The organism is Phormidesmis sp. 146-33 (genome assembly GCF_052939515.1).
On sequence record NZ_JBJPHU010000004.1, the window covers coordinates 120,951 to 147,597 of the forward strand.

The 26,647-nt window shown below is 49.2% G+C and carries 25 protein-coding genes; 20 read left to right on the plus strand and 5 right to left on the minus strand.

Features of this window, described 5'->3' with window-relative positions:
- The first annotated feature begins 2 nt into the window (after window positions 1-2).
- The 4 genes from ACJ2PR_RS03265 to ACJ2PR_RS03280 all read left to right on the plus strand — a co-directional run bounded on the left by ACJ2PR_RS03265 (window position 3) and on the right by ACJ2PR_RS03280 (window position 4,723).
- Window positions 3-1,889: a hypothetical protein gene (locus ACJ2PR_RS03265; RefSeq protein WP_446875894.1), complete on the plus strand. Its 1,887-nt coding sequence runs from the start codon at window positions 3-5 to the stop codon at window positions 1,887-1,889.
- 426 nt (window positions 1,890-2,315) lie between these two features.
- Window positions 2,316-3,086, plus strand: a complete 771-nt coding sequence (locus ACJ2PR_RS03270; protein ID WP_446875895.1) for a hypothetical protein — start codon at window positions 2,316-2,318, stop codon at window positions 3,084-3,086.
- Window positions 3,087-3,128: 42 nt separating this feature from the next.
- A complete protein-coding gene (locus tag ACJ2PR_RS03275) occupies window positions 3,129-3,713 on the plus strand; it encodes a hypothetical protein (protein ID WP_446875896.1) in 585 nt (194 codons plus the stop codon).
- 317 nt (window positions 3,714-4,030) lie between these two features.
- Entirely contained in the window at window positions 4,031-4,723 is a 693-nt protein-coding gene (locus ACJ2PR_RS03280; protein ID WP_446875897.1) for a hypothetical protein, read from the plus strand.
- 24 nt (window positions 4,724-4,747) lie between these two features.
- On the opposite strand, the gene ACJ2PR_RS03285 is transcribed toward ACJ2PR_RS03280, so the two are convergent.
- Both ACJ2PR_RS03285 and ACJ2PR_RS03290 read right to left on the minus strand, forming a co-directional pair.
- Complete coding sequence (locus tag ACJ2PR_RS03285; RefSeq protein ID WP_446856335.1) at window positions 4,748-5,062, minus strand: hypothetical protein; 315 nt, start codon at window positions 5,060-5,062, stop codon at window positions 4,748-4,750.
- A 632-nt stretch (window positions 5,063-5,694) separates the two neighbouring features.
- On the minus strand, window positions 5,695-6,297 hold the full coding sequence (locus tag ACJ2PR_RS03290; protein ID WP_446875898.1) for a hypothetical protein: 603 nt from the start codon (window positions 6,295-6,297) through the stop codon (window positions 5,695-5,697).
- A 190-nt stretch (window positions 6,298-6,487) separates the two neighbouring features.
- On the opposite strand from ACJ2PR_RS03290, the gene leuC reads away from it, so the two are divergent.
- Complete coding sequence (gene leuC, locus ACJ2PR_RS03295) at window positions 6,488-7,891, plus strand: 3-isopropylmalate dehydratase large subunit (protein WP_446875899.1); 1,404 nt, start codon at window positions 6,488-6,490, stop codon at window positions 7,889-7,891.
- Between the two features lie 29 nt (window positions 7,892-7,920).
- Entirely contained in the window at window positions 7,921-8,205 is a 285-nt protein-coding gene (locus tag ACJ2PR_RS03300; RefSeq protein ID WP_446875901.1) for an aconitase family protein, read from the plus strand.
- Between the two features lie 324 nt (window positions 8,206-8,529).
- Here ACJ2PR_RS03300 and ACJ2PR_RS03305 read toward each other — a convergent pair whose 3' ends face one another.
- Window positions 8,530-9,378 carry a metallophosphoesterase gene (locus ACJ2PR_RS03305; RefSeq protein ID WP_446875902.1) on the minus strand — a complete coding sequence of 283 codons (849 nt, stop codon included), beginning with the start codon at window positions 9,376-9,378 and terminating at the stop codon, window positions 8,530-8,532.
- Between the two features lie 136 nt (window positions 9,379-9,514).
- Between ACJ2PR_RS03305 and ACJ2PR_RS03310 the strand changes: the two genes are divergently transcribed.
- The 7 genes from ACJ2PR_RS03310 (at window position 9,515) to ACJ2PR_RS03340 (ending at window position 16,078) form a co-directional block, all read left to right on the plus strand.
- Window positions 9,515-10,357: a metal-dependent hydrolase gene (locus ACJ2PR_RS03310; protein WP_446875903.1), complete on the plus strand. Its 843-nt coding sequence runs from the start codon at window positions 9,515-9,517 to the stop codon at window positions 10,355-10,357.
- A 107-nt stretch (window positions 10,358-10,464) separates the two neighbouring features.
- Window positions 10,465-10,923 carry a 50S ribosomal protein L9 gene (gene rplI, locus ACJ2PR_RS03315; RefSeq protein WP_446867499.1) on the plus strand — a complete coding sequence of 153 codons (459 nt, stop codon included), beginning with the start codon at window positions 10,465-10,467 and terminating at the stop codon, window positions 10,921-10,923.
- Window positions 10,924-11,109: 186 nt separating this feature from the next.
- Complete coding sequence (gene dnaB, locus ACJ2PR_RS03320; RefSeq protein WP_446875904.1) at window positions 11,110-12,465, plus strand: replicative DNA helicase; 1,356 nt, start codon at window positions 11,110-11,112, stop codon at window positions 12,463-12,465.
- Between the two features lie 199 nt (window positions 12,466-12,664).
- A complete protein-coding gene (locus ACJ2PR_RS03325; protein WP_446856342.1) occupies window positions 12,665-13,633 on the plus strand; it encodes a phosphate/phosphite/phosphonate ABC transporter substrate-binding protein in 969 nt (322 codons plus the stop codon).
- Window positions 13,634-13,672: 39 nt separating this feature from the next.
- Window positions 13,673-14,437 carry a phosphonate ABC transporter ATP-binding protein gene (locus tag ACJ2PR_RS03330; RefSeq protein ID WP_446875905.1) on the plus strand — a complete coding sequence of 255 codons (765 nt, stop codon included), beginning with the start codon at window positions 13,673-13,675 and terminating at the stop codon, window positions 14,435-14,437.
- The gene (gene phnE, locus ACJ2PR_RS03335) at window positions 14,434-15,216 is read left to right on the plus strand and encodes a phosphonate ABC transporter, permease protein PhnE (RefSeq protein ID WP_446875906.1); all 783 of its coding nucleotides are present in this window, start codon (window positions 14,434-14,436) and stop codon (window positions 15,214-15,216) included. The genes ACJ2PR_RS03330 and phnE overlap by 4 nt, the downstream gene beginning before the upstream one ends.
- Before the next feature lie 94 nt (window positions 15,217-15,310).
- Window positions 15,311-16,078 carry a M48 family metallopeptidase gene (locus ACJ2PR_RS03340; RefSeq protein WP_446856345.1) on the plus strand — a complete coding sequence of 256 codons (768 nt, stop codon included), beginning with the start codon at window positions 15,311-15,313 and terminating at the stop codon, window positions 16,076-16,078.
- 636 nt (window positions 16,079-16,714) lie between these two features.
- Here the strand turns inward: ACJ2PR_RS03340 and ACJ2PR_RS03345 are convergent.
- A complete protein-coding gene (locus ACJ2PR_RS03345) occupies window positions 16,715-17,032 on the minus strand; it encodes a DUF3155 domain-containing protein (RefSeq protein WP_446856346.1) in 318 nt (105 codons plus the stop codon).
- Between the two features lie 446 nt (window positions 17,033-17,478).
- Between ACJ2PR_RS03345 and ACJ2PR_RS03350 the strand changes: the two genes are divergently transcribed.
- Window positions 17,479-18,780 (plus strand): GAF domain-containing sensor histidine kinase, encoded by a 1,302-nt coding sequence (locus tag ACJ2PR_RS03350; RefSeq protein WP_446875907.1) that lies wholly within the window; start codon window positions 17,479-17,481, stop codon window positions 18,778-18,780.
- Window positions 18,781-19,363: 583 nt separating this feature from the next.
- Here ACJ2PR_RS03350 and ACJ2PR_RS03355 read toward each other — a convergent pair.
- Complete coding sequence (locus ACJ2PR_RS03355; RefSeq protein ID WP_446875908.1) at window positions 19,364-20,602, minus strand: S-layer homology domain-containing protein; 1,239 nt, start codon at window positions 20,600-20,602, stop codon at window positions 19,364-19,366.
- A gap of 481 nt (window positions 20,603-21,083) precedes the next feature.
- Between ACJ2PR_RS03355 and ACJ2PR_RS03360 the strand changes: the two genes are divergently transcribed.
- From ACJ2PR_RS03360 to ACJ2PR_RS03385, 6 genes are all read left to right on the plus strand, one after another.
- Window positions 21,084-22,715 (plus strand): PAS domain-containing sensor histidine kinase, encoded by a 1,632-nt coding sequence (locus ACJ2PR_RS03360; protein WP_446875909.1) that lies wholly within the window; start codon window positions 21,084-21,086, stop codon window positions 22,713-22,715.
- Window positions 22,716-22,794: 79 nt separating this feature from the next.
- Complete coding sequence (locus tag ACJ2PR_RS03365; RefSeq protein WP_446875910.1) at window positions 22,795-23,499, plus strand: exonuclease; 705 nt, start codon at window positions 22,795-22,797, stop codon at window positions 23,497-23,499.
- 310 nt (window positions 23,500-23,809) lie between these two features.
- Entirely contained in the window at window positions 23,810-24,139 is a 330-nt protein-coding gene (locus ACJ2PR_RS03370; RefSeq protein WP_446875911.1) for a 2Fe-2S iron-sulfur cluster-binding protein, read from the plus strand.
- Between the two features lie 4 nt (window positions 24,140-24,143).
- Complete coding sequence (locus ACJ2PR_RS03375; protein ID WP_446867490.1) at window positions 24,144-24,317, plus strand: hypothetical protein; 174 nt, start codon at window positions 24,144-24,146, stop codon at window positions 24,315-24,317.
- Window positions 24,310-25,419 (plus strand): DUF3326 domain-containing protein, encoded by a 1,110-nt coding sequence (locus tag ACJ2PR_RS03380; RefSeq protein WP_446875912.1) that lies wholly within the window; start codon window positions 24,310-24,312, stop codon window positions 25,417-25,419. Before ACJ2PR_RS03375 ends, ACJ2PR_RS03380 begins: the two co-directional genes overlap by 8 nt.
- A gap of 128 nt (window positions 25,420-25,547) precedes the next feature.
- Window positions 25,548-26,144: a CPBP family intramembrane glutamic endopeptidase gene (locus ACJ2PR_RS03385; protein WP_446856354.1), complete on the plus strand. Its 597-nt coding sequence runs from the start codon at window positions 25,548-25,550 to the stop codon at window positions 26,142-26,144.
- Window positions 26,145-26,647: the final 503 nt, after the last annotated feature.

Sequence of the window (26,647 nt, forward strand, 5' to 3'; positions counted from 1 at the left end):
CAATGCTTCAGGTTTCTGTTCAAGCTGATTTTTTGCTGTTGGGGTTTCTCAAGACTGAGCAAAATCACACGCGGGATCAGATCAAAATTGCCAGCGCTTTATGGGAGCAAATTCGTTCGGCGCGAATTCAAGCTTTTGTTACGCCTCGCTGCTTCGATCGAGTGTGCAGTGCGCTGTCGGGCTACCCCAATGCCAAAGAGGTGATTGCTTCGATTCGATCTGTTTTAGAAGTGCTGCCCCATGACCCGATTATTGATGAGATTGCTGCCGCTTCTGAGTCGCCCTATGATTATGCGGTAGAAGTTGCTTATGCGAGAGAGTATGGGCTGGATGGAATTATTGCTGACAGTCGGCAGGGGTTTTGTGAGTCTGATGAGTTGACGGTCTTTTTGCCAGGGGCGCTGCTGCTTGAAGTTCAACAATTTGATGCGTTCAATCCGATCGCCTGGAAACAGATCAGCGATCGCTACCGAGAAGAGTTTTTGAATGCAGCCAATCATGCAGAAGAGTCAGATCAAAACAAGTTAGAAGAGGTTCCTCAAAATCGCAGTGATAACGCTGGAGAGACTGCTTACACAAAAGGAACTTATCAGCCAGTTTATAGCCGCGACGAAACAGAAACCACGCTAGAAGAAAAAGTTTTAAGCGCTGCCGCCTATACAACGTTTCGTTCTGCAAATAGTCATCAAGCTGCCGTCCGGGTTGAGATGGGTTTGGCCAATCAATCGCTGACCTTTGAGCAAGCCTTTTCAACCAACGCCGCCCTGGTTTGGATTCGCTATACCTCTGCGGCTGATAAGCCTACCCACGCTGCACAGAATTCTGAATCTTCCTGGCTCACCTCGCTGCTTCCTTTTAAGCAAGACTTGCTTGACCTGAGTGAGCCGCCCTTGCCCGCAAATGCTCGATTTGATCGCAACCAACCTGATCGCGGTATGGTAGTTACGGTTTTGAGCGCCAATGCTCAAGAGTTTACGAAACAAAATTTCTTTGAGTTCAGTCAGATTTTGGTCGATCGCTCTCCTCGCCCTGAGCCGACTTCTGTTGAGCCTCAGCCGATTCTCGTTCCTAGCAGTGAGTTGGTCAATTTTGTTAGAGCCGTTGTGCAGGCGAATCGTAACCCTCAATCTGAGCCGCTGCCTGAGTCTAAAAAGCCGATCGCTGAATGGCAAATTGCCCCCGTCGAGGAGCCAACCCTTCACCCGACGCACTCCCAAAATTTAGAACTCTCGATCGAGTACCTTCCCCTTCCCTCCGCTCCGACGATTCCGACCTCGACTCCGACCTCCACTTTGCTTCTGACTCCTCCGCCAAGTCAGGTTTCTGTCACGCCTTCAACTGTGTTTGGTACGCCGATGCAAAGAGAGGGTGAAATTTCTGTGCCGACTCCTGCGCTAGAGAATGCCCCACAGGGAGATGAAAAATTGGATGCATCGACAGTGCAGCTTGCGCTAAAAGATTCTGAAACTGGTCAGGAAGTGTCTTTACAAATAGAGATTCACCTCAGCAAAGATGACTCGACCAGCGTCACAGTTGTCTTTCAGAAGAGTGAAAAATTTGGCTTGATTGGCGGAGTAAGCTATGACGACGCAACGACGGAAAAAACTGCTTCTGAATCTAAGCCAGACAGCCGATCGATTAAGCTTTCTCTACAACCCAACTTACTCAATCAAGCGACGCTTGTGGAAGTCAGCCGTCAAACCCTGAGCCAAGAATTTGAGGTGAGGCGATCGCAGCTTCCTCAATCCCCTGACTATACCCAAACTCCTAACTACAACAGTTCTACAGCCTGGACTGTTGGTGAAGCGCATACAAGTCTGGGTGAAATTAAGCTTGAGGTTACCTTTTCTCGTTTAGCAGGGCAGCCTCTCACAATACATACGGGGTGATCTTAACCAGCTTTTGATGATAACTTCTACCTGCAAAAGTGCCTGAATCCCGGAAATTGCAGCCTGTGGAGCAACCTGTCAAAAGCTAAATCGATTCTGCGATCGCGAAAAGAACAAAGAGTTTTCGTGACAAAATCTACTAGCCCAAAGGGACAAGATTCATAGCTACATCTATAACTACAGTATGTAGAGATTAATCCATAGGAGCAACACATAAAATTAGTCAATAAAGTTAGTCAATGGCAACTAAACTCTGAACGTAAAAATAGTCCACCAGTGAGGGTTTGCGCTCTTAAATATTTAATTAGACAAGAAATTAATCAGGTCTATCTTTAGAGGCGTTAAGTCCTAAAGTAAACTCGCTACCTTTGCAATAGATGGTTTTGGAGCCAGTCATCCACTAGCGTTTACTACAGGAAAACCAACATGAACAGCGAGAATCAATCTTTTGTCAATCAAGGTGTAGATCAAGGTCAAAATCAACCCCATTCCATGTCTACAACCCAAACAGAAAGATATCCTGCATCAGGCAGTGTAGAAGCGAAAATGCCGACTTCTAGTAAATATCGCCCAGAAGTAAAATCAGACAAATCTAGCTCTAATCCAGCACTATCGAGAGCGTTGGTTGGTGGATTGATTGGAGCGACAGTAGGACTCTTGGCAGGTCGGAAAGTGTCTGAAGGCTTTAGTCGGGCATCTAAGGGTGTTGGCAGAGCTTTTGGAACCATTGGACAAGGGTTAGGCATGACTGCAAAAGGAGTCGGTGAGGCCGCAAAGAGTATTGGCGATGGTGTGGGCTATGCGGTTGTCGGAGGAACCTCAGAAGCTGCTCAAAACCTTGCGGGTGGAGTTCAACAAGTTGCATCTGGAACTAGCAAAGCAATTCAACAAACCGGGGAAACCGTCAGTCAAGGGATTCAACAAACGGCATCCACGGCAAGCAATGCAATTCAGCAAACCGGGGATACCATCGGTCAGACGATCGACCATGCTGCAAGTCAATCTTCTAGCGCAGGACAGTCTGTGATCGAGAGAGGTGACTATACAAAACCGATGGCAATGGATGCTGACGAACTCGAACCCTTGAGCTTTCAAGATGACCCTGTAGCACAGCCATACACATCTTCTACCTCGACGAATGAAGGTAGCAGCGATCCAGTGATGGAATTTTATGAAGCTATTGACCGTCAAGAATAACGGATACAGAGGACAGAGATAATGACTTAGGAGTTAACGATCGTGACCAATGGCAATCAGCTTTTAACAACAGAAGCCAATCAGGGCGAGTCTTCTAGCCGCTCCTCGGTAGGCAGTAATCCGATGATATCTAACCAAAATGGATTTACTAAAATCGCGCTTGGTGCATTGATCGGGGCAACGTTAGGGGGTCTTGCAGCAGCACTCACCAACCAGGACACGACTGAGCGCATCAATCAAGCGATTCGAGGATTGGGAAGAACAGCTAAAGCAACGGCTGAAACTTTGAGTGATTCTGTTCAACGAGTCGGTAATGCGGTTAACAGTGTTGCCGAAAACCTGAATGATACGACTAGAGATGTCAATGATGCAGTCAACAGCGTTGCAACTAATGTTAGCGGCACTGTGAAAAATACGGTTAGTACGGTCAAAGGAACGGCTGAGGGGGTAAACGAAACCGTGAAGACGGCAGTCAATGCAGTTAACACAGTTAAAGAAAGTGCCAGCGGCGTTCAAGAGGCTGTAGAGCAAACGGTGGATGTGTCGAGTGATGCAACTACCAATGTCTCTGATGGTGAGACTCTCTACAAGTTAATTCCGGTCAATCAAACTGCAACAGCGAAGTAATTTGCGAAAGTAAATTAACCAGAGAGAACACGGTAACTGATCGTGAGTTCGATGAAGTTTCTTCGCTTCGTTGTCAAGCTTCTGCCCCCCTAAACTCTCAATTCTGAGGGACTTTCAGACTATAGTTCTGATTTAAAGTCCACCATTAATGGGAGATTTAGGGGCGTTCTCGAATGGACAACCGCAGTGAAAAATTTCGTCGAATTCACCTTAACTGAGTCGAGAATTTCAACCCTGTCTCAGTTATGTCTTTAGTTATATCTGCCTTCTGCCCGAATTGAACACTACCTGCATTGAACACTATCCAGGAAAAGGTGATGAACTGGTTATTGAGAGTTTTTAGTCAAGGAAGAGTGAAAAGTTCTCAGCCGATCGCGGACGAGAAAAAACAAGATCTCATGAATGTGTTGCACGTCGTTGTTGAAGAAACGATTATGGCGGGGGCACAAGGGTTGATTGGATTGATTAAGCGAATGCTGGATGATCGAGTCAGAGCGTCTGAGCAAAAAACTTCTGAGCAAAAAACCGCTGAGCAAAAAACTTCTGAGCAAGTTGTTGACCCTCCTATCAATGACTCCTTGACGACGGTTGAGGAATTAACATCAAAGGTCACCGTCTTGATCGAGCAGCTTTATCAGTGGTCTTCATCAACGCTGGAATCACAACCCTTTAATTCTGCACAATCGGTGTCTCAAGAAGGGCAAAAGGTAGAGGCAGACGATCGCTCTATTAGTGCTCAAGAGATGTCCCAAAAGATCGATTCTCTAACCCAACAGCTTCTACAAGCGACTCAGAAAGTTAACACCTTAGAAGATCGCATTAGCCATTTAGAGAAGTTATTGGCGAAATATAGTGCAATTCCTAAATATGTAGAACAACATCATCGTGCGATCGCAAGTTTGCAAATCCAAATCAATAATCTAGAAACGCATCTTCAGGCAGACGATCACTCAGATATTCAGACAAACAATCACCAGCCCGTCCTTCAATTTAGCAGCATAGACAATTGAAGCTATCCAAAACAGGAGAATAGACTATGACAAGCGGCTATACCAATCAGCATATGGGGTGTTTTTGACCAGCTTTTGGTTGTAGTCAGGTGCGCCATCTGTCCACCAGACCTCGCCTCGCTCACCGAGAGCAATTTTGGCAGTGTTGACTTCGTGCCTTGCGGTTTGGAGGGCCGCTTCATCTTCTTGACGTAAGGCCTGCTTGACGGCCCGACGCGCATTCATGAGTTCTTGAACTAGACGCGATCGCTCCTCTTCCGTCAACTCTGGATTAGAACAGCGCCACAATCTGCCTTTGACCACAAAATAGCGGCGATCGGGTGTGACAGGATATTGCATTGCTTTAACCTCAGACTGTGAGGAAATTCTTTCAGGTTTTTCCGGATGATGACTCTGCTTTGGGGAATAGAGAATTGGTAGATGCACCCTGATTATTCACCTCGGCTTCGGTCGGGGTTTTTTATTGGAATTTTTTGAGTTGAGAAGCGCGATCGATTATTTAGCAACACGCGATGGGCAACTTTTTCTTAGCCTCCTTTTCAAGGGGGTTTGGGGGATCACACCGTCGGAGGCACAGCCCAGAGGCCCCTCTCAATCCCCTTTAAAAAGCTACCGTGTACACACAAGTTGGTCGATCTGTGGTTGGCGAGGGGCTTCGCCCCCTAAATCCCCCATTCTGGGGGACTTTGAGAAAGAAAGGCTTCTAGAAGGCAGAGAGACTTCTCAAGATTTCAAAGTCCCTCACTCGTGGGGGATTTAGGGGGCAGAAGCCGGCTCAAACGGAGACAATTAATGACTTGTGTGTACACCGCAGCTTTAAAGACGTTGATCAGAAAGTTGCACATCGCGTTAGCAACCTCTCCGGATAGCGCCTCTTCTTTAGGAATAGAGGGATGGTAGATGCACCCTGATTATTCACCTCGGCTTCGGTCGGGGTTTTTTGTTGGTTGATTCCTCCTCACTCCTCACGTTTACCTCATCGCTCCCATCGTATTTTTCCACGCCAATTCTTTACACAAAACAATCAGCGCCCGCTCTTCGGCTCCTTTAAAGAGGTTGAAGTCAATGAGTTCTTGTAAAACCTGAAAGGTAAGTTGCATTGAGAACGTACCGCCACAGCGTAACAAATGACTGTAATAGCAGAATTGCGATCGCCGCTCTAAATTGAGATGAAAGTGATAAATCTCTTCTTGCGTCATCGTTGAAACAGGCGTATTGACCGGGACGACGACACGAGGAATGCCCTGGATTCCAAATGGATTGCCATTGTTAGGCTCCAAACTGCCTACGAGAACCGTCCAAAGCAATGTGCGAGTTTCAGTGATCAAGTCGGGCGTGAAGAGCGGATCAGGTTCACTCGAAAGTCTGGGGCCCGTATTCATAAACATCGGATTGAGCAATTGAGAGTTGTAGACGATGCCGATCGCCCAGTGTCGATCTTCGGTTTCCAATTTCACAAACGTCCCAAACCCATAATCGTCTGCATTGGGCGCGTCACTAAAATCCATTGAGTCATCCACCTGCACCACATAATCGCAGTGTGAATTAGATTTAACGACTTTTCCTAATCGCATCGTGCCTTCTCCTTTGCTCACACGCATTGTACAGGTGTACTGCGAAAAGGGGGAAGAAAAAGAGGGGAGGAGGGAGGAGTGAAGAGGAAGGAGTGAAGAGGGAGGAGTGAGGAAAGCTTGACTTGGCGGATGGGTTCGCGTATTTGCGATAAAATTGTAGACCGAGCGTATACAGAACTACAAAACCGTCATGAGCAAAGGGACGCTGTTTGACAAAGTTTGGGATGCACACACCGTTGGGATTCTGCCTTCTGGACAAACTCAGCTTTTTATTGGGCTGCATCTAATTCACGAAGTCACGAGTCCCCAAGCGTTTGCGATGCTGCGGGAACGAGGTTTGCGGGTGGCTTTTCCAGAACGGACGATCGCGACCGTTGATCATATCGTCCCGACCGAAAATCAGGCGCGGCCGTTTGCTGATTCTCTTGCTGAGGAGATGATTCAGGCGCTCGAACAAAACTGTCAAGAACACAAAATTCGCTTCTACAACGTGGGGTCTGGCAGTCAGGGAATTGTGCATGTAATCGCACCAGAGCAAGGACTGACTCAACCAGGAATGACGATCGCCTGTGGAGATAGTCACACCTCAACGCATGGGGCTTTTGGAGCGATCGCGTTTGGGATTGGCACCAGTCAGGTGAGGGATGTTCTCGCGTCTCAAACGCTGGCGCTGGCAAAGCTCAAAGTTCGCAAAATTGAGGTGAATGGAGCGCTGAAACCGGGTGTCTATGCCAAAGATGTGATTCTGCATGTGATTCGCACGTTGGGCGTAAAGGGTGGAGTTGGCTACGCTTACGAATTTGCAGGCACGACCTTTGAGCAGATGAACATGGAAGAGCGAATGACCGTTTGCAACATGGCGATCGAAGGCGGCGCTCGATGTGGCTATGTGAATCCAGATCAGGTGACTTACGATTATCTTCAGGGTCGTGATTTTGCGCCTCAAGGGGATGATTGGGAGAAAGCGATCGCGTGGTGGAACAATATTCGCAGTGATGTCGATGCTGTTTACGATGACGTGATCGTTTTCGATGCGGCTGACATTGCTCCGACTGTGACCTGGGGTATTACTCCGGGACAAGGGATTGCGATTAACGAAGTGATTCCTGCGCCTGATAGCATTGTGGAAGATGAGCGAGCGATCGCTGAAGAAGCCTACCGCTATATGGATCTGCAACCAGGCAAACTGCTTCAGGGCACCAAGGTCGATGTCTGTTTTGTTGGAAGCTGCACCAATGGTCGCATCACTGATTTGCGAGAAGCGGCAAAATTTGCCAAAGGTCGCCACGTCGCCAACGGTGTGAAGGCCTTTATCGTCCCTGGTTCTGAGCGGGTGAAACAGCAAGCCGAAGCTGAGGGGCTGCACAGTATCTTTTTAGAAGCGGGGTTTGAGTGGCGAGAAGCGGGTTGCTCAATGTGTCTAGCGATGAATCCCGATAAGCTGGAGGGTCGTCAGTTGAGTGCATCGTCATCTAACCGAAATTTCAAAGGTCGTCAGGGGTCTTCGTCGGGGCGAACGTTGTTGATGAGTCCGGCGATGGTGGTGGCGGCGGCGGTAACGGGACGGGTGACAGACGTGCGCGAGTTGATTTAGCGTCAATTCGATTAGTTCTCTCGCTAAGGTTGCCAATCTGGCGCCCTGAGCGGGTAAAACAGCAAGCCGAAGCCGAAGGGCTGCACAGTATCTTTTTAGAAGCGGGGTTTGAGTGGCGAGAAGCAGGCTGCTCAATGTGTCTGGCGATGAATCCCGATAAGCTGGAGGGTCGTCAGTTGAGTGCATCGTCATCTAACCGAAATTTCAAAGGTCGTCAGGGGTCTTCGTCGGGGCGAACGTTGTTGATGAGTCCGGCGATGGTGGTGGCGGCGGCGGTAACGGGACGGGTGACAGACGTGCGCGAGTTGATTTAGCGTCAATTCGATTAGTTCTCTCGCTAAGGTTGCCAATTTGTCCAGCCCCCTAAATCCCCCAGGTGCTTATCATTGCCAACATTTTTTAACGTGAATTCGATGGGATTTTCTCGCTTCGTTATTCAGCACTTCTGCCCCACAACCCCCCAATTTTGGGGGACTTTGAGACAATATTTCTCGTTCAAAGTCCCTCACTTGTGGGGGATTTAGGGGGCTGAAGCCGATTGAAACGAAGCGAGTCACTCTCATCGAACTGACGTTTTTTTAGACATCAGGGCAGTTCTTAAGCTAAGGGATCTGCAATTAAAGAAATAGACCTGTCCCTTATCCCTTCCTTTCTAGGCGAATCACCGTCACCTCTGGCGGACAAAACAATCGCCCTGGGAAATAGGTGCCCAAGCCGCGATTGATGTAGAGAATACTGTCCCCGACTTGATATTGCCCTTTTGACCAGTCCCAATTTTTGACAACCCGATGGCACGATCGCAGCACAGGAATCCGATTTCTCGTTTTTTTAGGCAGACGACGATACAGTTTGGCGGCGATCGCTGACACATTGCCAACTCCAGGAAAGACGATCTGACCGCCGTGGGTATGCCCAGACAGTTGTAAATCGACTCGCCACTGTTGCAGCGGAGTAGCACTATCGGGATTGTGCGCCAAAACGATGCGGGGAACCGACTGAGGCACCTGGTCGAGAACTTTGGAAGTTTTGAAGTCAGGCGACCACAAGTCAGGCAGTCCCACGATCGCCAGTTCTTCTCCAAGCGGATACACGACCTGATTCCACAACACTTGAATCCCTACACTGGTCAGGGCCTCGACGATCGTGGCTTTCCCTTTTCGATAGTACAAATCATGGTTGCCCAAGACGGCATAGATGCCAGCGCGACTTTCTAAATGTTTGAGGTGTCGCACTAATGTATGAATCGGAGCCGGATCATCTGTGACAAAATCCCCAGTGAGGACGATTAGATCGGGTTCTGCTTGATTGGTTGCGTCGATCGCCTGAGCTAACAAATCATCTGACAGCCTTATGCCGTCGTAGTGTAGGTCGGACAATTGCACGATCGTCGTTCCTTCTAACTGCGGAGAAAGTCCAGTGATCGGAATGGTTAAGCGATCGACTTTCAAAGCTCCTGTCAGAATTCTGTGCATACATCGTCCACTCATAGTAAACCCAGCTTAACAAAGCAGACTAGGGGAAGGGATGAGGGATGAGGGATGAAGGATGAAGAGTGTGTAGGGGTTTGCTGGATTCTTCTGTAAAGTGTTTCTACTCGTTATTTGCGTGCACAGGGATAGAAACATGAAACGTTTGACACGGACTTTGAAGTTGGGAGTGGCGATCGTCAGCTTGATTCTGGTTATGGGCGCGATCGGTTTGAATCGTTTGCCAAGTCATGCCCAGCCAACGGGGACTCAGCTACTTTGGTACGGACAGTCTGCCTTCAAGATCACAACGCCTTCAGGGAAGGTGCTTTTGGTTGATCCCTGGTTGACAAATCCGGGTAATTCCAATGGTAAAAATGATTTGGCGAAGCTCGATCGCGCCGATCTGATTTTGGTGACGCACGGACATTTTGATCACGTCGGAGACGCAGCGGCGATCGCTCAAAAAACTCAAGCCAAACTGGTCAGCACGTTCGATTTGGGTCAGGCATTGGTCAACTTTGGCAGCTATCCCAAAAATCTGGTAGGACTGGAAACCCAGGGAAATTTTGGCGGTGAGCTATCTTTACTCAACGATGAGGTGAAAATTGCTTTCATTCCAGCGATTCACAGTTCTACAGTTGCGTCAGATGGCAGTCCTGCTCAATATGCAGGCAATCCGGGTGGCTTCTTGATCAGCATCAAAAATGGAGCTGTCATCTATCACACAGGCGACACTGACCTGTTTCAAGACATGAGTTTGATCCCGCAGTTTCGCAAAGTGAGCGTGATGCTGGCCTGCATTGGTGACAAGTTTACGATGGGCCCCAAACGGGCTGCCGAAGCGGTCAAATTGGTCAATCCGACGACGGTGATCCCCATGCACTACGGAATCTTTAACCTACCTGGCACGCCTGAAGCTTTCTCTCAAGCGCTCAAACAAAACGGAGCTAAGAGTCAGTTAAGACTAATGAAGGTTGGAGAAACGTTGAAGGTGTGAGGCGTAGATTGCTGAAGTTTCGATTCTCAACTCAAATCGAGAGTTCATCACGCTTGTTACGGTACAATGGATCGTTTGTGCGGCACAGTTGACAATTAGGGAAGATTATGGCGAAGCGTATTCAGTTAGTCCTCAGTGAGGATGTGAGCAAGTTGGGACGATCGGGCGATCTCGTCGAAGTCGCTCCCGGCTATGCAAGAAATTATTTGATCCCTCAAGGGAAAGCGGTCAATGTGACTCGTGGCATTCTCAAGCAGGTGGAGCGACGCAGAGAAATCGAACGTCAACGCCTCGCCGAACTCAAAGAAGTCGCGATCACTCAAAAAGCAGCCCTCGAAAAAGTGGGTGCCATCTCGATCGCTAAACAAGCAGGCGAAAAAGAAGCCATCTTTGGAACGGTTACCAACCAGGATGTGGCGGATGCGCTCAAAGCAGCGACAGGTCAAGAGATTGATCGTCGTGGCATTACCCTTCCCGAAGTTCACAGTTTGGGCGAGTACAAGGCCGAAATCAAGCTACACCCCGAAGTCTCGGCAACGATTACGATTCAAGTCGTCGCTCAGTAGTTTGGCATTTGCGTTTGAAGTTTTGGGTTTTGGGGTCGTCAAGCAGTCAGCGCTCAAAACTCAAAACTAATACAAGCTTACTATTTTCTGCTAAGATACCAGCAAGCTATATAGTGAGAGGGTCGAGTGGAGCGATGCGGCGGTGGCTCACCCCTCGGATTTGCCCTATCCTCCTTACAGCCGATCATGGTTCAAGAACTTAACTTCCAACCGTTTCACGATCGCATTCCTCCTCAAAACATTGATGCAGAAGAGGCGATTTTGGGAGGCATTTTGCTTGACCCAGAAGCCATTAGCCGAGTTCTCGATATTCTGCGTCCCGAAGCTTTTTATCTCAGCGCCCATCAAGAGCTTTATCGAGCCGCCCTGACGTTACAAAACCAGGGAAGTCCGACCGATCTGATGAGTATGGCGACCTGGCTACAGGATCACGGCTTGTTAGAGAAAGTTGGTGGACAAAGCAAGCTAGTAGAACTGGTCGATCGCACCGTCAGCGCTGTGAATATCGATCGCTACGCTCAGTTAGTGGTAGACAAATATCTGCGCCGCAAGCTGATCGGAGTCGGGCAACAAATTTCTCAATTGGGTCACGAAACCGCCAAAGACCTGGAAAACGTCCTCGATGACGCAGAGCAAAAGGTTTTCAGCATTACGCAGGTTCGCCCAAACCAGGGACTCGTCTCGACCGCAGACATTCTCACCAAAACATTCTCAGAAATTGAGCAGCGATCGATTGGCATGGCTGTTCCCGGACTTGCCTGTGGATTCTATGACCTGGACGCAATGACTCAGGGGTTTCAGCGATCGGACTTGGTGATTGTGGCGGGCAGACCGTCAATGGGAAAAACAGCGTTCTCGCTTGGTCTAGCCAGCAATATTGCAATTCAGCACAAGCTGCCTGTGGCGATCTTTAGCCTGGAAATGTCTAAGGAGCAGATCATTCAGCGCTTGCTCTCTAAAGAGTCTCGAATTGAGTCTAATCGACTGCGATCGGGGCGCATCAGCCACAAAGAATGGGAACCCCTGGGTCACGCAATCAGCCGTCTCTCTGAAATTCAAGTCTTTGTAGACGACACGCCCAACATTAGTTTAAATGAAATGCGATCGCGATCGCGACGACTCCAGGCAGAACAAGGCGGCATATTGGGGCTGATTCTCATCGACTATCTACAGCTAATGGAAGGCAGCGGCAGCGAAAATCGAGTTCAAGAATTGGCGCGAATTACGCGATCGCTCAAAGCCTTGGCGCGAGAATTAAACGTTCCGATCATTGCTTTATCTCAGTTGAGCCGCAGCGTCGAAGCCAGGGCCGATAAGCGTCCGATGATGTCTGACCTGCGCGAAAGTGGGTCGATCGAGCAAGATGCCGATCTGATCATGATGCTTTACCGTGACGATTATTACAATCCAGACTCGCCCGATCGCGGCATCGCCGAAGTCAATATTGTCAAACATCGCAACGGGCCAACCGGATGCGTCAAACTCTTGTTTGAACCCCAATTTACAGAGTTTCGCAATCTTGCCTCGCCTAATCGGACGTAATCAAAGCGCATATCTAGAACACGATCGCCAACCATAGAGTTTCATCTACCCATGTAAATGACAACGAACTATGTAAATGAGAACAAATCTCAGCAATTCCGTTGACTTTAATTCCCAAGAAGCCGTACGATTTTCCTAACCTCATCGCTAAAGATTTGCAGCGATAAAAGACACCATTCATTCACCGTAGGAATTCGTCATGGCTTTGAGCAAAAAGTTGATATTTGGCGCAAGTGCTGTATTACTTGGGTTATCTGGTCTTACAGTCGCTAGCAGCACGGTCTCTCAGACGGTTACAAAAGTAGCCGCTCCGTTGCAGACTCTCATTGCTCAAAACAGCCCAAATCGTTTGAGAATTGTTTTTCCGAGTCGGGCAGGCGCAACTGACCTACAGCGCAAAGCCAACGCCGTCGCTCAATTTCTCTCCAACGAATTGAAGATGCCAGTTGAGGCGATCGTAGCCGACGATACTGCCGCAGTAGAGGCCTTGCGCTCAAATCGGGCTGAGGTGGCATTTTTGAGTAGCCGTCCTGCAATGAAAGCCCAGCAGTTAGCCAACGCGAGACTTTACCTTGCCGAAGTTCGTCCTGACTATTCTGGACGCTACACTTACCGCTCCATCTTTGTTGTACGCAACGACAGTGCGCTGAGAAGCAAAGGCAATAACAAACAAAATCTAGAGCAGCTTAGAGGTCGAAAGATTGCGTTTACCTCTCCTACATCCGGCTCTGGTTTTATCGTTCCGGTGGGTGAGCTTGTCAAACAGGGGCTGGTGCCAAACCGCGATCGCCTGAGCAACTTTTTTGGGCAAGTCAGCTACGGTGGCAACTACAGTGCCGCTTTGCAGGCTGTTTTGAGAGGGCAAGCTGATGTTGCTGCCGTTTCTGAGTATACGCTCAAGCCTCCGTACGTCACCGCAGAAGAAGGAAAACGCTTGAGAGTGTTCCATGCAATTTCAGGGGTTCCTGCTCACGGTGTGTCGATCGACGATCGCGTTCCTGCACCGATGCGTGAAAGACTGATTACTGCACTGCAAAAACTCAATCAGCCTGCTAACAACGGCTTGCTGTCTGGGCTGTACAATTCTACCCAACTGGTGCGGGTTGACCATAATCGTCATCTGGCACCCATGAGAGATGCGTTGCAGCGAGCCGGAATTGAGCCGTAGGAATGAGGGGTTCGCCGCGCGAGAGGGACGAGGGATGAAATGAACAGAAATCAGGTAGCTCAAAATATTCAACCTTCAACCTCTGCGGCGATCGCTTGCTCAAACCTGCATTCTCCGTTTTTGGCAGCGTTGAAGCGTCCGGCGCTGGATGGAGTCAACTGTGTGATTCGATCGGGCGAGTTTGTCACGCTGCTGGGGCTAAATGGGGCAGGCAAATCGACGCTGCTGCGATCGCTGGTGGGGTTGGTGCCCATTCAAAAAGGCAACATTCACATCAACGGGGTGGCGGTTAATTCCAAAGCGCTGCGGCAGCGTCGAGACGTGAGCATTTTGTTTCAGGGGGGCGGCTTGGTGCCTCAACTGACTGCGCTAGAAAACGTTCTGTGTGGCTGTCTGGGGCAGCGATCGGCCTGGCAAACTCTCACGGGATTCCGACGCAGCGATCGCCTGCGTGCCCTTCAGCTTCTACAAGAGTTGGGATTAGACGCTCAGATTGACCAAAAAACCAGCCAACTTAGCGGAGGACAACGCCAACGAGTCGCGATCGCCCGTGTGTTGATCCAGTCGCCCAAGATTCTTCTGGTAGACGAGCCAATTACAGGATTGGACGTTCTGGCGGCCAAACAAGTTATGGATATTTTTTCTCACCTGCATCAGCAAGGAATGACCATTGTTTCGGTTTTGCATGACTTGACGATCGCCGCCCATTACGCCCAACGAGCGATCGTGCTGAATGCGGGGCGTGTGGTTTATGATGGCGCTTGCGAAAACTTGCCTGACCATCTTTCTCTAGGCAACCCATGAAACTTTCTGCGTCTCGGTTCAAACCCTGGTTAAAGGGGCTGCTGATCATAGTCGGGCTGGTTTTTGTCTATGGTTGGGCGCTTCGAGGACTCAAACTCAACCTGGAAATGCTCAACGAGAGCATACCTTACACGATCGATTTTGTCTCTCGACTATTGCCCCCCGATTGGGCAGTCACCGATGTCGCTATCAAAGCCCTGATCGAAACCATTCAAATGTCTTTGTGGGGAACAACGATCGGTGCCGTGCTTTCCATTCCGATCGCGCTGCTGTCTGCTCACAACTTGACACCTAGGTGGATTCGCTGGCTTGCCAATTTGATTCAAAATGCGGTGCGATCGGTGCCCTCCATTGTTCTGGGGTTGTTCTTCGTCTCAGCAACTGGATTGGGCGCACCCGCAGGAACTTTGGCACTGGGAATTTATACGATCGGCTACCTGGCAAAATTTTATCAAGAAGCGATCGAAGCCGTTGACCCCAGGTCGATCGAATCGCTGCAAGTCAGTGGGGCTTCGTGGATGCAAATCGCTCAGTATGGGATATTTCCACAGGTGCTACCGCTCGGATTGGGCTACACTCTTTATATGTTTGAGTACAATATTCGCTCTGCCTCGGTTTTGGGAGTCGTCGGAGCCGGAGGAATTGGCTTTGAATTGGTCAACTATATTCGGGGCTTTGAGTACAATAAAGCTACGACCATGATGATTGTTTTACTGATCGTCGTCACCGTAATTGATATGATCAGTAGTCAGTTGCGCCGGCGCTTAGATTCGCTGTAATCTAACGATAGAGATTGAATTAAGATTGAATGTAGCTCACCGTCATTCGGCGCTAAGATATTCTACTGACTAAGCACAGCCAATATGAATACACATGGTTGAGTCTAAACTGATCCCTGGTCAGCTTACGGCGCTACCTGACTACAAAATCCGGGAAAGCCTGAAGGCAAAACACGTCAGCCTGAGAATGTCAGTTCAGGGTGGTCTAGAAGTGATTATCCCTAAAGGATTTGACCAGAGCCGTATTCCTGAAATCTTGCAGCACAAACAGAGTTGGATCGAGAAAACGATCGGACGACTCGAAGAACAGCGACAACAATTGGCGCTAGAAGTTTCTCATGCGCTGCCAGATGAGTTAAATCTCAGGGCAACCGCTCAACTCTGGCAAGTAGACTACGTTCCGACTAGCGCTTCTCGAATTACGCTGACAGAAAAAAGCAAGTCGCGCCTCATTCTCAAAGGCTGCACCCAAAACGAGGAGGCTTGTAAGTCGCTCTTACAGCAGTGGCTCTCCCACAAGGCTTATCAGCGATTAGTGCCGTGGCTGTGGTCAGTCAGCCAAGAATTACAGCTTCCGTTTAACAAAGCGTCGGTAAGAGGTCAGAAGACGCTGTGGGCGAGTTGTTCTTATCAAAAAAATATTAGCCTCAACTACAAGCTGCTGTTTTTGCCGCCTCATCTGGTGCGCTATGTCTTGATTCACGAACTTTGCCACACGATTCATCTCAATCATTCTGTCCAGTTTTGGGATCTGGTGCTGGCAAAAGAAGCCAATTATGAAGCGCTCGATCGTGAACTTCGCAAATGTAGCCATTATGTTCCCGGTTGGTTAGAGCCATCGATGATCGCAAACCGCGAGTAACCTATCTTCACCATTCGACTAAACTTCTTAGCTTTACAATCTGCCGTCAATCTGGCAATGGGGACTTTTAGAACGAAATTCACATCAGATTCACATTCCTTTAACGTGAGTTCGATGAGAGGGACTCGCTTCGTTTGAATCGGCTTCAGCCCCCTAAATCCCCCAAATTGGGGGACTTTGACCAAGAAAAAATTCCAGAGTTCAAAGAAATCATGCTGATTCAAAGTCCCCCATTCTGGGGGACTTAGGGGGCGAAGCGCTCAATAACGAAGCGAAAAAGCTCCATCAGATTCACATTCCTTTAGGGCGATCTGAGGTAGAAAAGTAAAAAACTTATCAAGATATGGAAAAACCCCACCCAGGTTTCTCAACTTGAATGGGGAATTTGACATAGCTCCAGACTGATTAAGCCTGGTCAACGAAATAATTTTTGCGTGGAGTGACTTTTGACAACAAACTTCAAATCATGAAGATATAAAGCCTGCTGAAAGCTATAAAGCCTGCTGACTGAATCGCCCGATCGCTTAACTATCTCACGTTCACTCAACCTTGCTTTGCCCTTTGGTAGCCCCACAACCAGTTCATCTACAGATACAGTCTCGACAGACGATGATTGTGGGACGTGACCAGTCCAGGCTATTGATTGCGAACAGAGGCTACTACAGGTTCCGACTCTTCGTCCGAAGGTTTCAGACTGGGGAATAGGAAATGGTTTTCTTCGACATATTGCGCGCCAAAAAGCCCCTTCTCTGCCCAGAAATACCGATCGGTGGTATGCTCATTTCTCTTGACTAGCAATAGCGCCGGGGGAAGAATGCCCTCAGAGTGAATAAACTTCCGGGCAGCAGTGACGGGCTTGTCTTCACCACACTCAATGCTGTACTGAGGCACGTTCTCCAAAATTCTGCGCCCTTCTTGACGCCGACGACTCTTCCGCTTACGTCTCCTTGCCAAACCCCTTACCTCCTTTCCTAACTGTCAAGTTGTAATGATCGTTACAAAAGCCGTCGCAAGTATATCGGCTGTGATTCCAGAATTCAACTTCTCTTAACGCAACTTTACAATTTCTTAAGGTTTTAGTATTGAGAGTTGGGACACAAAGTGGATGATCCAGCATTGCACTTGCTAACCTAAGACTCAAGGAACTGTAACAGTGCGTAAAGGCTTTCTAAGGACTCTGGACAGTTGACTTGAGACTATGAAAGTCTGGTTGTTCACCCAGCAGGCGCCGGGGCGGTCTCAACCAACCAATCTAGCGGGGCAATCGTCTAGAGGTCTGAAGTCCACCGTCTGAAAGTCGAAGCGGGAAGTTCAGCCGTATCTCTCTAAATTACTGGTTACAAATACCTAAAGTCAATGGCAATTTTTTGGTTGCACTCTCGAAGAGGCCCTTTGGCAGCATGTTAATGCCCACCAGTTCTGAATTTGTGGCACTTTGTCGATCGCAAATTTCCCTGTTGAGTCAGACCTTGGGAGCCTCGCTGAGTGTGGTTTATCTGACAGAGGAATTGGTCGAAGGAGCAGAGACGACGCTAATTGCGATCGCTGCCTACCCTGAATCCTCCAGTCCTCTCGAAAAGTCGGGTCAGTTGGCCTTGCCTCCGGCAGATATGCCTCAGTTGCCTGCCAAAAACGCCTCAGTCGCGCTGCCCGATGCCGTCACTCAAGAAGTTCTATCCCCTGCCAATTCTCTGGCGGAGCAGCGTCAGGTTGTTTTACCGTTGGTGCATGAGGGGATGGTGTTGGGGCTGTTGGTCACCGAGCGGGACGATCGCCCCTGGACAAATTGGGAACGCAGCCAGATTGAGAAAATCGCTGATACGTTAGCGCTGGCTTGCATCATGGATCAACGGGCCCAATGGCTGGATCACACTCACCGTCAGCAGCGCCTTTCGCAAACTCAACAGCATGACGTTTTGGACAATCTGCTGCATCAGTTTCGCAATCCGCTGACCGCCCTGCGAACGTTTGGTAAATTATTATTAAGACGCTTGCAGGCGGAGGATGCTAACCGAGAAGTGGCAACTAGCATTGTGCGAGAAAGCGATCGCCTTCAGGAGTTGTTGTTGCAGTTTGATCAAGCGATCGAGTTAGGCGAAGTGGATTTAATTTCGCCGAATGAGCCTGATTTCACCGACCCCGCCAAGTCCGCAATTCCACTACTCCCAGCCGGGGTGTTGAGTGCTTCAAGTCTGACTTTAGAACTCTGTGCGATCGCTGAGATCTTGCAACCGTTGTTGGTGTCGGCAAGGGCGATGGCTCAAGAGAAAAAACTGACGATTCGTACCGCGATTCCAGAGGTTTTGCCGCTGGTGGTGGCTAATTCTGGGGCGCTGCGAGAAGTGTTGAGCAATCTGATCGACAATGCTTTAAAGTACACGCCCGCCGGAGAGCAAGTTCATATTCGAGTCGATGGGGGCGATCGGGTGGCGATTCGAGTCAGTGACACCGGATGCGGCATTCCATCTCAAGATTTGCCTCGACTGTTTGAGCGACACTATCGAGGCGTGCAGGCTGAAACCAATATTCCAGGAACCGGGTTGGGGCTGGCGATCGCGCGTCGTCTCGTCGAACAGATGCAGGGAGAAATCGAAGTGTTTAGCCCCATAAAAACGGACGGCTGGATTTCTGAAAACTCAGACCAACCGCCAGTGAGTCAAGGAACGACCTTTGTAGTTTGGCTCCGCAAGGGAGAAAATTGAAGATTTTTTCTAACCCCTTGTCTTGAGAGCCGTTAAATTAGCGCGAATTCGATGAAGTTTTTTTGCTGCGTTGTTCCGCGCTTCTGCCCCCCAACCCCCAATTTTGGGGGACTTTCAGACAAGATTTTAGGTTCAAAGTCCCTCACTCGTGGGGGATTTAGGGGGCTGCCTAGATTAACAACCACAGCGAAAGATTTCATCGAATTCACGTTAAATTAGCGCGAATTGAAGATTTTCGCTCTGCTCTCTTCGAGATTCCCACATGCTTAGGACTGCTGTATCAGATCAGGAATGAGAATTGAATAATACCGAATTTTGTAGGGTGTGTTGAGCGATAGAGAAACGCACCTAACGGTTGCAATCGGCGCGTCTCGCGTGACTCAACACAGCCTACGCAAGGGTTGGTTTTAAATTCACAATCCTTAGTCCGGCGTTGCTGATTGGAGGGATGAATCTGTGGGAAGTGTCCATCTTTTCGCCCCCTAAATCCCCCAAAATTGGGGGACTTTGAACCTTGAGGTTCCCGCCGCTTTGGGGCAGTTCATCCCCTGATTCAGCAACGCCCTTAGTCCAACTCAAAACTCTAGGGACGAGGCAGTACCAGTTCAGAATTGAGTTTTAGGCTCAGGTCAGTGTTGGGACGGATTGAGATTAGCTCAATGCGATCGCCGCCAAAGATCAACCCCGCCAAAGCTCCTGCTCCTGTGCCAATCAGCACTTCGGTTGCCTTAATGTTGCGATCGCCCGTGACCGCCGAAATTCCCGCAGCGGCCGCAGATCCCAGGGCTGCATCTTTAAGAATGGTGCCTGTATTTGCGCCTTTACGAACGGTTTCGGTCTGGGTGATGGCATTAGAGGTGGCATCGATCGCAATTTTTTGACCATTCGCTAACGTCAATTCGCTGGCTCTAAACTGCGCTCCGCCTTGAGCAACGACCAGTTGACCCGTCACTTGACTACCCGAAGGAATCAACACCGTTCCATCAGAGGTAACAATGTTTTGGGCAACAGTCAGCGTGATCGGGGTGGGATTGGGTTCATTTTTGGCTAACAAAATCTTGTCTGCCTTGTCGTAGCGCAGGGGAATTTCGGTACCCGCGGGAATGCGAACCGCTTGAGGCTGAGGGGTCGGCGCTTGACCGACAATGTAAGGAGACTGAACGCCCGCAACTTGCCCTGTGCTGACCAACGCTTGATAGATAAAGGCTGCAACTTCGGCACGAGTGGCCGCCCGATTGGGGTTAAGCAACTGTACATCGGGATAGTTGACGACAATGCGACGTTCGGTAGCAGCGGCGATACTACCACGAGCATATCCAGGAATGTCAGTGGCATCAGTGAATAGTTGCAGCGTCGTTTCGGCAGGGGTCGTGCTGGCATAAGTCAGACCGTTGGCAAGAGAAACCAGAACTTGAGCACGAGGAATATTTTCATTGGGGCGGAAAACATTCCCTGGATAGCCTGCCAAAAACCCAGTTGTATACGCTGTTTGAATTGCCTGAAAGCCCCAATAATTACTCGGAACGTCTACAAAATTAACGGTGCTTCTGGTGGTTTGAGCATTGAATGCTTTGCTGATCATTGCCGCAAATTGGGCACGAGTCACGGGGTCGTTAGGGCGAAAAGTTCCGTCGGGAAATCCTTTAATCACATCCCGCGATGCGAGTTCTTGAATAAAGCTACTGGCCCAGTAGTTTGAAGAGACATCTGAGAACGTAGTTTGGGCGAAAGCAGGGGCAGAAACGACGATCGGAGCCATTGCTCCCGCGCCAATTCCTAGCGTAAGTAACAGAGCCGTTCCAGATTTAAATGCACTTGACATAGTAGGCGTTCCCAAAAATTCACGATTGTTTTGCTGTATATAAGTAGACACTGAATTGGTTAGAAAGTTCCAACATCCTTCTTCAGAAAGAGTTTAGTTCTTCTAAAGAAATCTTCTATAATTTCTAAATTCTCAACTCAAGTTTTCTCTACTTCCTGTTTACAAAGAGCGAAAGGTTCCTGATTAAGTTTCCGAGTTTAGGACACTTTAACAACTGGTCATTTTAGAGGTGTTTGGCAATAGTTTTCTCTAGTTTTAGAGCGCTCAAATCAGTGAATGAATCACGGTTAAAATTCTGGAATTTGGACTGAGAAACTGTAGCTTCTATCCTATGTCTGTGAGGAGCGATCGTCTTGCCTTTTTTCTGAGCCTTGTCCTGTGACTCAAATCACTGCAAAATAAGAATAATCCTTCCCTCAAAAGAAGATGGGTCTACTGGCGATTTGTTAGCACTCTGATGAGTCCTTTGCTCTAGCTCGTTATGTCCTCTGCTGCTTACCTTCAAGCGTTGCGAGATTGCTGCCGAGACGATGCGGCTTTTACCCGTCTCAAGCAGTTGCTTGGCGAGATGCCCAGTCACCTCAGCGCTTTTCCACAATCAGAGTCCCTGCAAGCAAGTGAAATTCGCAACCGGGCGCTGTTGAATGTGATTCCTGATAGCCTGTTTCGGATTCGTAGAGATGGCACTTATTTGGATGTCAACGCTGGACAAGAGACCGAACTTGCCCTTTTGCCAGAGAATGTGCTGGGGAAACGACTTCAAGATCTGCTGCCGCCTCATCTCGCGGATCAGCGCCTTCACTACATTGAGAGAGCACTGCAAACCCAAGAAATGCAATGTTATGAATACCAGATTTGGGTGAAAGGATCGTTGCGCGATCGCGAGGCCCGAATCGTCGTCTGTGGTGAGGATGAAGTTCTAGCCATCATGCGCGATATTACGCATCGCAAACAAGCTGAGGCCGCCCTGCGAGAGTCCGAAGAAAAGTTTTCGACGGCCTTTCGCTGTAGCCCCAGTGCAATGGTGTTGGCGACCTTTCATGACGGACGCTTTTTTGAAGTCAACGACAGTTTTTGCCGCATGTTGGGCTATTCTCGCCAAGAAATCTTGGGGCAAACCACGCTTGACCTGGGTGTCTGGTCTAATTTAGAAGAACGGGCATTTACTCGCCAACATTTAGAGCAGAAAGGCTTTATTCGAGATGTAGAACTCAAGTTTCGGCGAAAATCAGGCGAGCACGGCAAGGTGCTGTTTTCTGCCGAAATGATTCAGGTGAGTGGCGAACCGTGCGCGTTGTGCGTCATGAATGACATTACTGAGAGCGCCAAACTCTATCAGCAGGTGCAGTCTCTCAACGCCAATCTCGAAATCCAAGTCACTGATCGCACCGCAGAGTTGCGACAAAAAATGGCAGAGCTTCAGGAACTGAGTCAGCTAAAAGAGGACTTTCTTCATGCTGTATCTCACGATTTACGAACGCCGAGCGTCGGATTGAGTCTTGTGCTAAAGAACCTATTAAAGCGACGTACAGGAGAAGAGACAATCGAGGTGGCGCGATCGATTTTGGAGCGCATGATGCAGAGTTGCGATCGTCAGCTTAAGTTGATCAATTCCCTGCTTGAGGCGCATTCGAGTGAAGTTAAGGGTGTGGTTTTGCGTCGCGAGGCCGTTTATCTAAATTCCTTAGTCCAGACCGTCTTGGCAGAGTTGGAGCCATTAGCTTTAGAAAATCGGGTCACTCTGGTGAGTGGTGTTTCCAAAGAACTACCGCCTGTGATCGGCGATGTTGCCCAGCTCCAGCGCGTGTTTGAAAACTTATTGACGAATGCAATCCAACACAATCCACCGGGGCTGACGGTGACCGTTGAAATGACGATCGCTAACTCGCTGATTCGCTGTGAGATTTGCGATGACGGCGTGGGTATGACCCCCCAAGAGTGTGATCAGTTGTTCGATCGCTATAGGCGAGGCAGACGAGAGCGGCGATCGGCGGGCATCGGGTTAGGGCTTTTTCTATGTCGGCAGATTATTACGGCTCACGGCGGGCAGATCGGCGTTGAGAGTATGCCAGGAAAAGGGGCGACATTCTGGTTTACGCTGCCTTCTGAGTAATTGATTGACGACTAGCTAACGATCGAATTCTCAAAGCTCAAATACGATAGCTAAGTATCTAGCAATTAGACGGATAATCTTGACAGCGTTGTTAGAAGCATTTGTGGTGTCTGATTTGCTACCTCACTATAAAACAAAGCAAGTTCGCGAGGCGGGCAAGCAGTATTACGTCACGGAGGGCGGCGATCGTCTCCCCAGTGTCACCACCATTCTCAACGCCACCAAACCCTGGGAAGATCGACAAGCTCTCTTGAATTGGCAACAGCGGATTGGCACTCAAGAAGCGGCTCAGATTACTCAAACTGCCAGCCGCCGGGGGACGGGAACTCACAAACAAATTCAGCGCTACCTCCAGGGAGAAGCCGTTTCCTGTCCAGAGTCCATTCGCCCTTATTGGGAAAGCGTCGAACCCGTGCTGCGATCGCTCGAACAAATTCGTTTGATCGAAGGCACCGTATTTCATGACGAATTGGGCTATGCCGGGGTGGTCGATTGTGTCGCCAGCTATCAGGGCACGCCTTGCATTTGTGAATGGAAAACGTCAGACAAGCCCAAACAAACGGTCGATCGTCTCTACGATTATCCACTGCAAGTTGTCGCCTACTGTGGCGCAGTCAATCAGCTTTATCAGCAGTATGATCTCAATCTTTGCCATGCGCTGCTTGTAGTCGCCATTCCTGACAGACCCGCCGAGATCTTCTGGTTTGAACCCGACACAATGGCTGCTTACTGGGAAACTTGGGAAAGTCGAGTACACCAATTTTGGCGACGATTGGGACGCTGAGGATATCGCTGCTCTGCAAAATACGAGCCGCAAAATACGAGCCTGACACCGTGAGAAGGGTACTCTCCGTGTCCATTACTGGTGAACTGATCGCGCAAAATATCCAGAACTGCCTCAATCGTCGATCTAAATTCTCGACGACGATCAATCTCTGCCTGATTGCGATCTTGTCTTTTATTCAGAAATCTGCTTGCAGAATATGGGACGAGTCCATTCGCACCCACTGCTTGGCCTGATCGGATTGTCCCATCTTTCTCAGCCCCGCTTCCCGTAAAATGGGGAAGAGAATACATCTGCACAAATGCTCAAAATGGTTACCTATCAAGTCGAAATTCTGCATCATGGACAAACTCATGTGATCGAAGTGCCCGACGATCGCACCGTTTTAGACGTTGCCAACCACTTGGGATTAGATTTACCAAGCTCCTGTACAGCGGGGGTTTGCACCACTTGCGCCGCCCAGATTCTCTCCGGGACAGTCGATCAAACCGACGGAATGGGAGTCAGCCCAGAATTGCAGCAGCAGGGGTATGCATTGCTCTGTGTGTCCTTTCCCCGCTCTGACCTCAAAATTGAAACTGAAAAAGAAGAAATCGTTTATCAAAAGCAATTTGGACAACATCAACAACAGAAAAAGTAACGTCATGAAAACACAATTTGTTACAGCAGAAATTGACCTTCAAGACTCCCCGATCGCCCTCCAAATTGCCATCGAAACCGAACTCAAAAAGTATGGCGATCCGCTCCGTTGGGCAGTCACTCAGGTCAATGTTGAAACCCAAAAGGCTCACGTCGAAGCGATCGTAACTCATGACTAAGCGTCCCTATACAGCCGTTCTGATTGTGCCAACTGGAATTGGGGCGGCGATCGGTGGCTACGCAGGAGATGCAATGCCCGTCGCGAGAGCAATCGCTCAAGTAGTCGATCGCCTGATCACCCATCCCAATGTGCTCAACGGGGCCCAGCTTTACTGGAATCTGCCCAATGCTCTCTATGTGGAAGGGTACGGACTGGATCAGTTTGCGGCTGGAAACTGGGGGCTGCGTCCCGTTCGTCAAAATCGCATCGGCATCATTTTTGACCAGAGCGTTGAATCCGACTTGCGATCGCGTCATCTTCAGGTAGCCGATGCTGCCAGAGCCACGTTGGGTCTTAGCCTATCGGACTATATTGTCACCGACCAACCCTTAAAGGTTGAGCTAAAAACAGCTTCGTCTGGGGCAGCTTGGGGCACGACCGATCATCCAGACAGTTTGCTTAGAGCAGCCGACAAGCTAATTCATCAAGCAGGAGCGGACGCGATCGCAGTAGTGGCTCGTTTCCCAGATGATGTCGGAAGTGAGGCCCTGCAAAACTATCGTCATGGTCAAGGAGTCGATCCGCTGGCAGGTGCAGAAGCCGTCATCAGCCATTTGATCGTGCGGACTTTTCAAATTCCCTGTGCCCATGCGCCCGCCCTTTTGCCCTTACCGCTTGATCCAAATTTGTCGCCGCGATCGGCTGCCGAAGAATTAGGCTATACCTTTTTGCCCTGTGTCCTGGTCGGTCTCAGTCACGCTCCTCAGTTCATTTCTCACCGCACAAGTTCAAATCTTGCGAGTGATATTTGGGCGAATCAGATTGATGCCGTCATCATTCCCGCAACGGCTTGTGGAGGCAGTGCCCTTCTCAGTCTGGGACGATCACACACTCGCATCATTGCTGTCAACGACAATCACACAAAGATGCAGGTTTCTCCAGAAGTTTTAGGAATTTCAGCCGTTTCAGTGAGTTCTTATTTAGAAGCTTTGGGGGTGCTAGTGTGCGATCGCGCAGGTATTAATCAAAACTCATTGCAAGCTGCGATCTCGCCCCTAAAATCTCTCGACACAAACTTAACAGACAAGAATCACTGGATATCAAGTCACGTATTCACATAACCCCACTAGATTCCGTGTAGAACGTCTTTTTAACACTGGTGAGGCTGCGAAGTCTTCAGCTATACTGTGAGACTCATCCGGGAAATTCAAAATCTGGACGACAACGAAAACTTACCCTCATCATTCCTGTGGCACAGCAAGTTCCCGACACTCCAGAAATGGAACCCCTCACCCGCACTCAGGTACTCATCGCAATGGGAGTCACTGCCGTTGTTTTAATGCTGGTCGCCAAGGGTTGGATGCAGTTGGGTAACGTGACGCTGCTCCCAGTACGATTGACAGCAAAAGCAACCCTAGCAGGCATCGGGCTTGGGCTTGCCATAACTGCCGCCAGTTCGCTGGTCTATCGATTTTGGGGTGAGTATCGTCGAAGCGCAGACTACTACCTAGAACTCGTCCTCAAGCCGCTATTTTTTCTAGATTTGATCTGGCTAGGTTTGCTACCAGGGTTAAGCGAAGAACTGCTGTTCCGAGGTGTGATGATGCCTGAGTTTGGGCTAGATCTTGAAGGCGTTTTGATCTCCAGTGCTTGTTTTGGGGTGTTGCACTTGAGCAATCTAAAACAGTGGTCTTATGTGGTTTGGGCGACTTGCATCGGTGCACTTCTCGCTTACAGCGTCATCTGGACAGGAAACTTATTAGTTCCGATCGTCGCGCACATCTCCACAAACCTAATTTCTGCCTATACCTGGAAGTTAAACGCTCGATCGCAATCTGCTAAGTAGTTAATCCAAAACTGTAAAAAGTCACAAGCGCTATCCAATTATGGGCAGTGCTTTTTCTTATGTGAATTCGGCACCTGTTGAGCGTCAGAAAACACCTTCTGCCTCCCTCCCATGTGACAGAGGAAATAAAGCGATGTCGTCCAGAAGCCGAAGCCCTAAAACTTGTGGCTAAAGTGCGGAGTGCAAGGTTCTTTGCTAAATTAGTCGCCAGAACCACCTGATTGGGGGCTTTTCACTTCGTTGCTTAGAGCTTCTGCCTGTTCTCGGATGATTTGCAATCCCTTGAGTGTATCTCGAAGTGATCGGAGCAAAAAGCTTCTTGGAATTTATGCAGAAGAACGATCGCTGCTCCCAAAACCATCTTTACCTCTACAAACCCTCAAACGCGAAAAGAGCCTTCCCTCTCAGGAAGACTCTCTTCAAACTAACCTAACTCAATCATCGGACGGTCAGGACTAAGCGTTGATAGCGGGAGCAGACAGGGCCACAGGAGCCGCTTGCCC

Bases quoted from the DNA above. Each gene is read 5' to 3' on its own strand.
- ACJ2PR_RS03265 (WP_446875894.1), top strand. From the start codon at position 3: ATGCTTCAGGTTTCTGTTCAAGCTGATTTTTTGCTGTTGGGGTTTCTC.
- ACJ2PR_RS03270 (WP_446875895.1), top strand. From the start codon at position 2,316: ATGAACAGCGAGAATCAATCTTTTGTCAATCAAGGTGTAGATCAAGGT.
- ACJ2PR_RS03280 (WP_446875897.1), top strand. From the start codon at position 4,031: ATGAACTGGTTATTGAGAGTTTTTAGTCAAGGAAGAGTGAAAAGTTCT.
- ACJ2PR_RS03285 (WP_446856335.1), bottom strand. From the start codon at position 5,062: ATGCAATATCCTGTCACACCCGATCGCCGCTATTTTGTGGTCAAAGGC.
- ACJ2PR_RS03290 (WP_446875898.1), bottom strand. From the start codon at position 6,297: ATGCGATTAGGAAAAGTCGTTAAATCTAATTCACACTGCGATTATGTG.
- leuC (WP_446875899.1), top strand. From the start codon at position 6,488: ATGAGCAAAGGGACGCTGTTTGACAAAGTTTGGGATGCACACACCGTT.
- ACJ2PR_RS03305 (WP_446875902.1), bottom strand. From the start codon at position 9,378: ATGAGTGGACGATGTATGCACAGAATTCTGACAGGAGCTTTGAAAGTC.
- ACJ2PR_RS03310 (WP_446875903.1), top strand. From the start codon at position 9,515: ATGAAACGTTTGACACGGACTTTGAAGTTGGGAGTGGCGATCGTCAGC.
- rplI (WP_446867499.1), top strand. From the start codon at position 10,465: ATGGCGAAGCGTATTCAGTTAGTCCTCAGTGAGGATGTGAGCAAGTTG.
- dnaB (WP_446875904.1), top strand. From the start codon at position 11,110: ATGGTTCAAGAACTTAACTTCCAACCGTTTCACGATCGCATTCCTCCT.
- ACJ2PR_RS03325 (WP_446856342.1), top strand. From the start codon at position 12,665: ATGGCTTTGAGCAAAAAGTTGATATTTGGCGCAAGTGCTGTATTACTT.
- ACJ2PR_RS03330 (WP_446875905.1), top strand. From the start codon at position 13,673: ATGAACAGAAATCAGGTAGCTCAAAATATTCAACCTTCAACCTCTGCG.
- phnE (WP_446875906.1), top strand. From the start codon at position 14,434: ATGAAACTTTCTGCGTCTCGGTTCAAACCCTGGTTAAAGGGGCTGCTG.
- ACJ2PR_RS03340 (WP_446856345.1), top strand. From the start codon at position 15,311: ATGGTTGAGTCTAAACTGATCCCTGGTCAGCTTACGGCGCTACCTGAC.
- ACJ2PR_RS03350 (WP_446875907.1), top strand. From the start codon at position 17,479: ATGTTAATGCCCACCAGTTCTGAATTTGTGGCACTTTGTCGATCGCAA.
- ACJ2PR_RS03355 (WP_446875908.1), bottom strand. From the start codon at position 20,602: ATGTCAAGTGCATTTAAATCTGGAACGGCTCTGTTACTTACGCTAGGA.
- ACJ2PR_RS03360 (WP_446875909.1), top strand. From the start codon at position 21,084: ATGTCCTCTGCTGCTTACCTTCAAGCGTTGCGAGATTGCTGCCGAGAC.
- ACJ2PR_RS03370 (WP_446875911.1), top strand. From the start codon at position 23,810: ATGGTTACCTATCAAGTCGAAATTCTGCATCATGGACAAACTCATGTG.
- ACJ2PR_RS03375 (WP_446867490.1), top strand. From the start codon at position 24,144: ATGAAAACACAATTTGTTACAGCAGAAATTGACCTTCAAGACTCCCCG.
- ACJ2PR_RS03380 (WP_446875912.1), top strand. From the start codon at position 24,310: ATGACTAAGCGTCCCTATACAGCCGTTCTGATTGTGCCAACTGGAATT.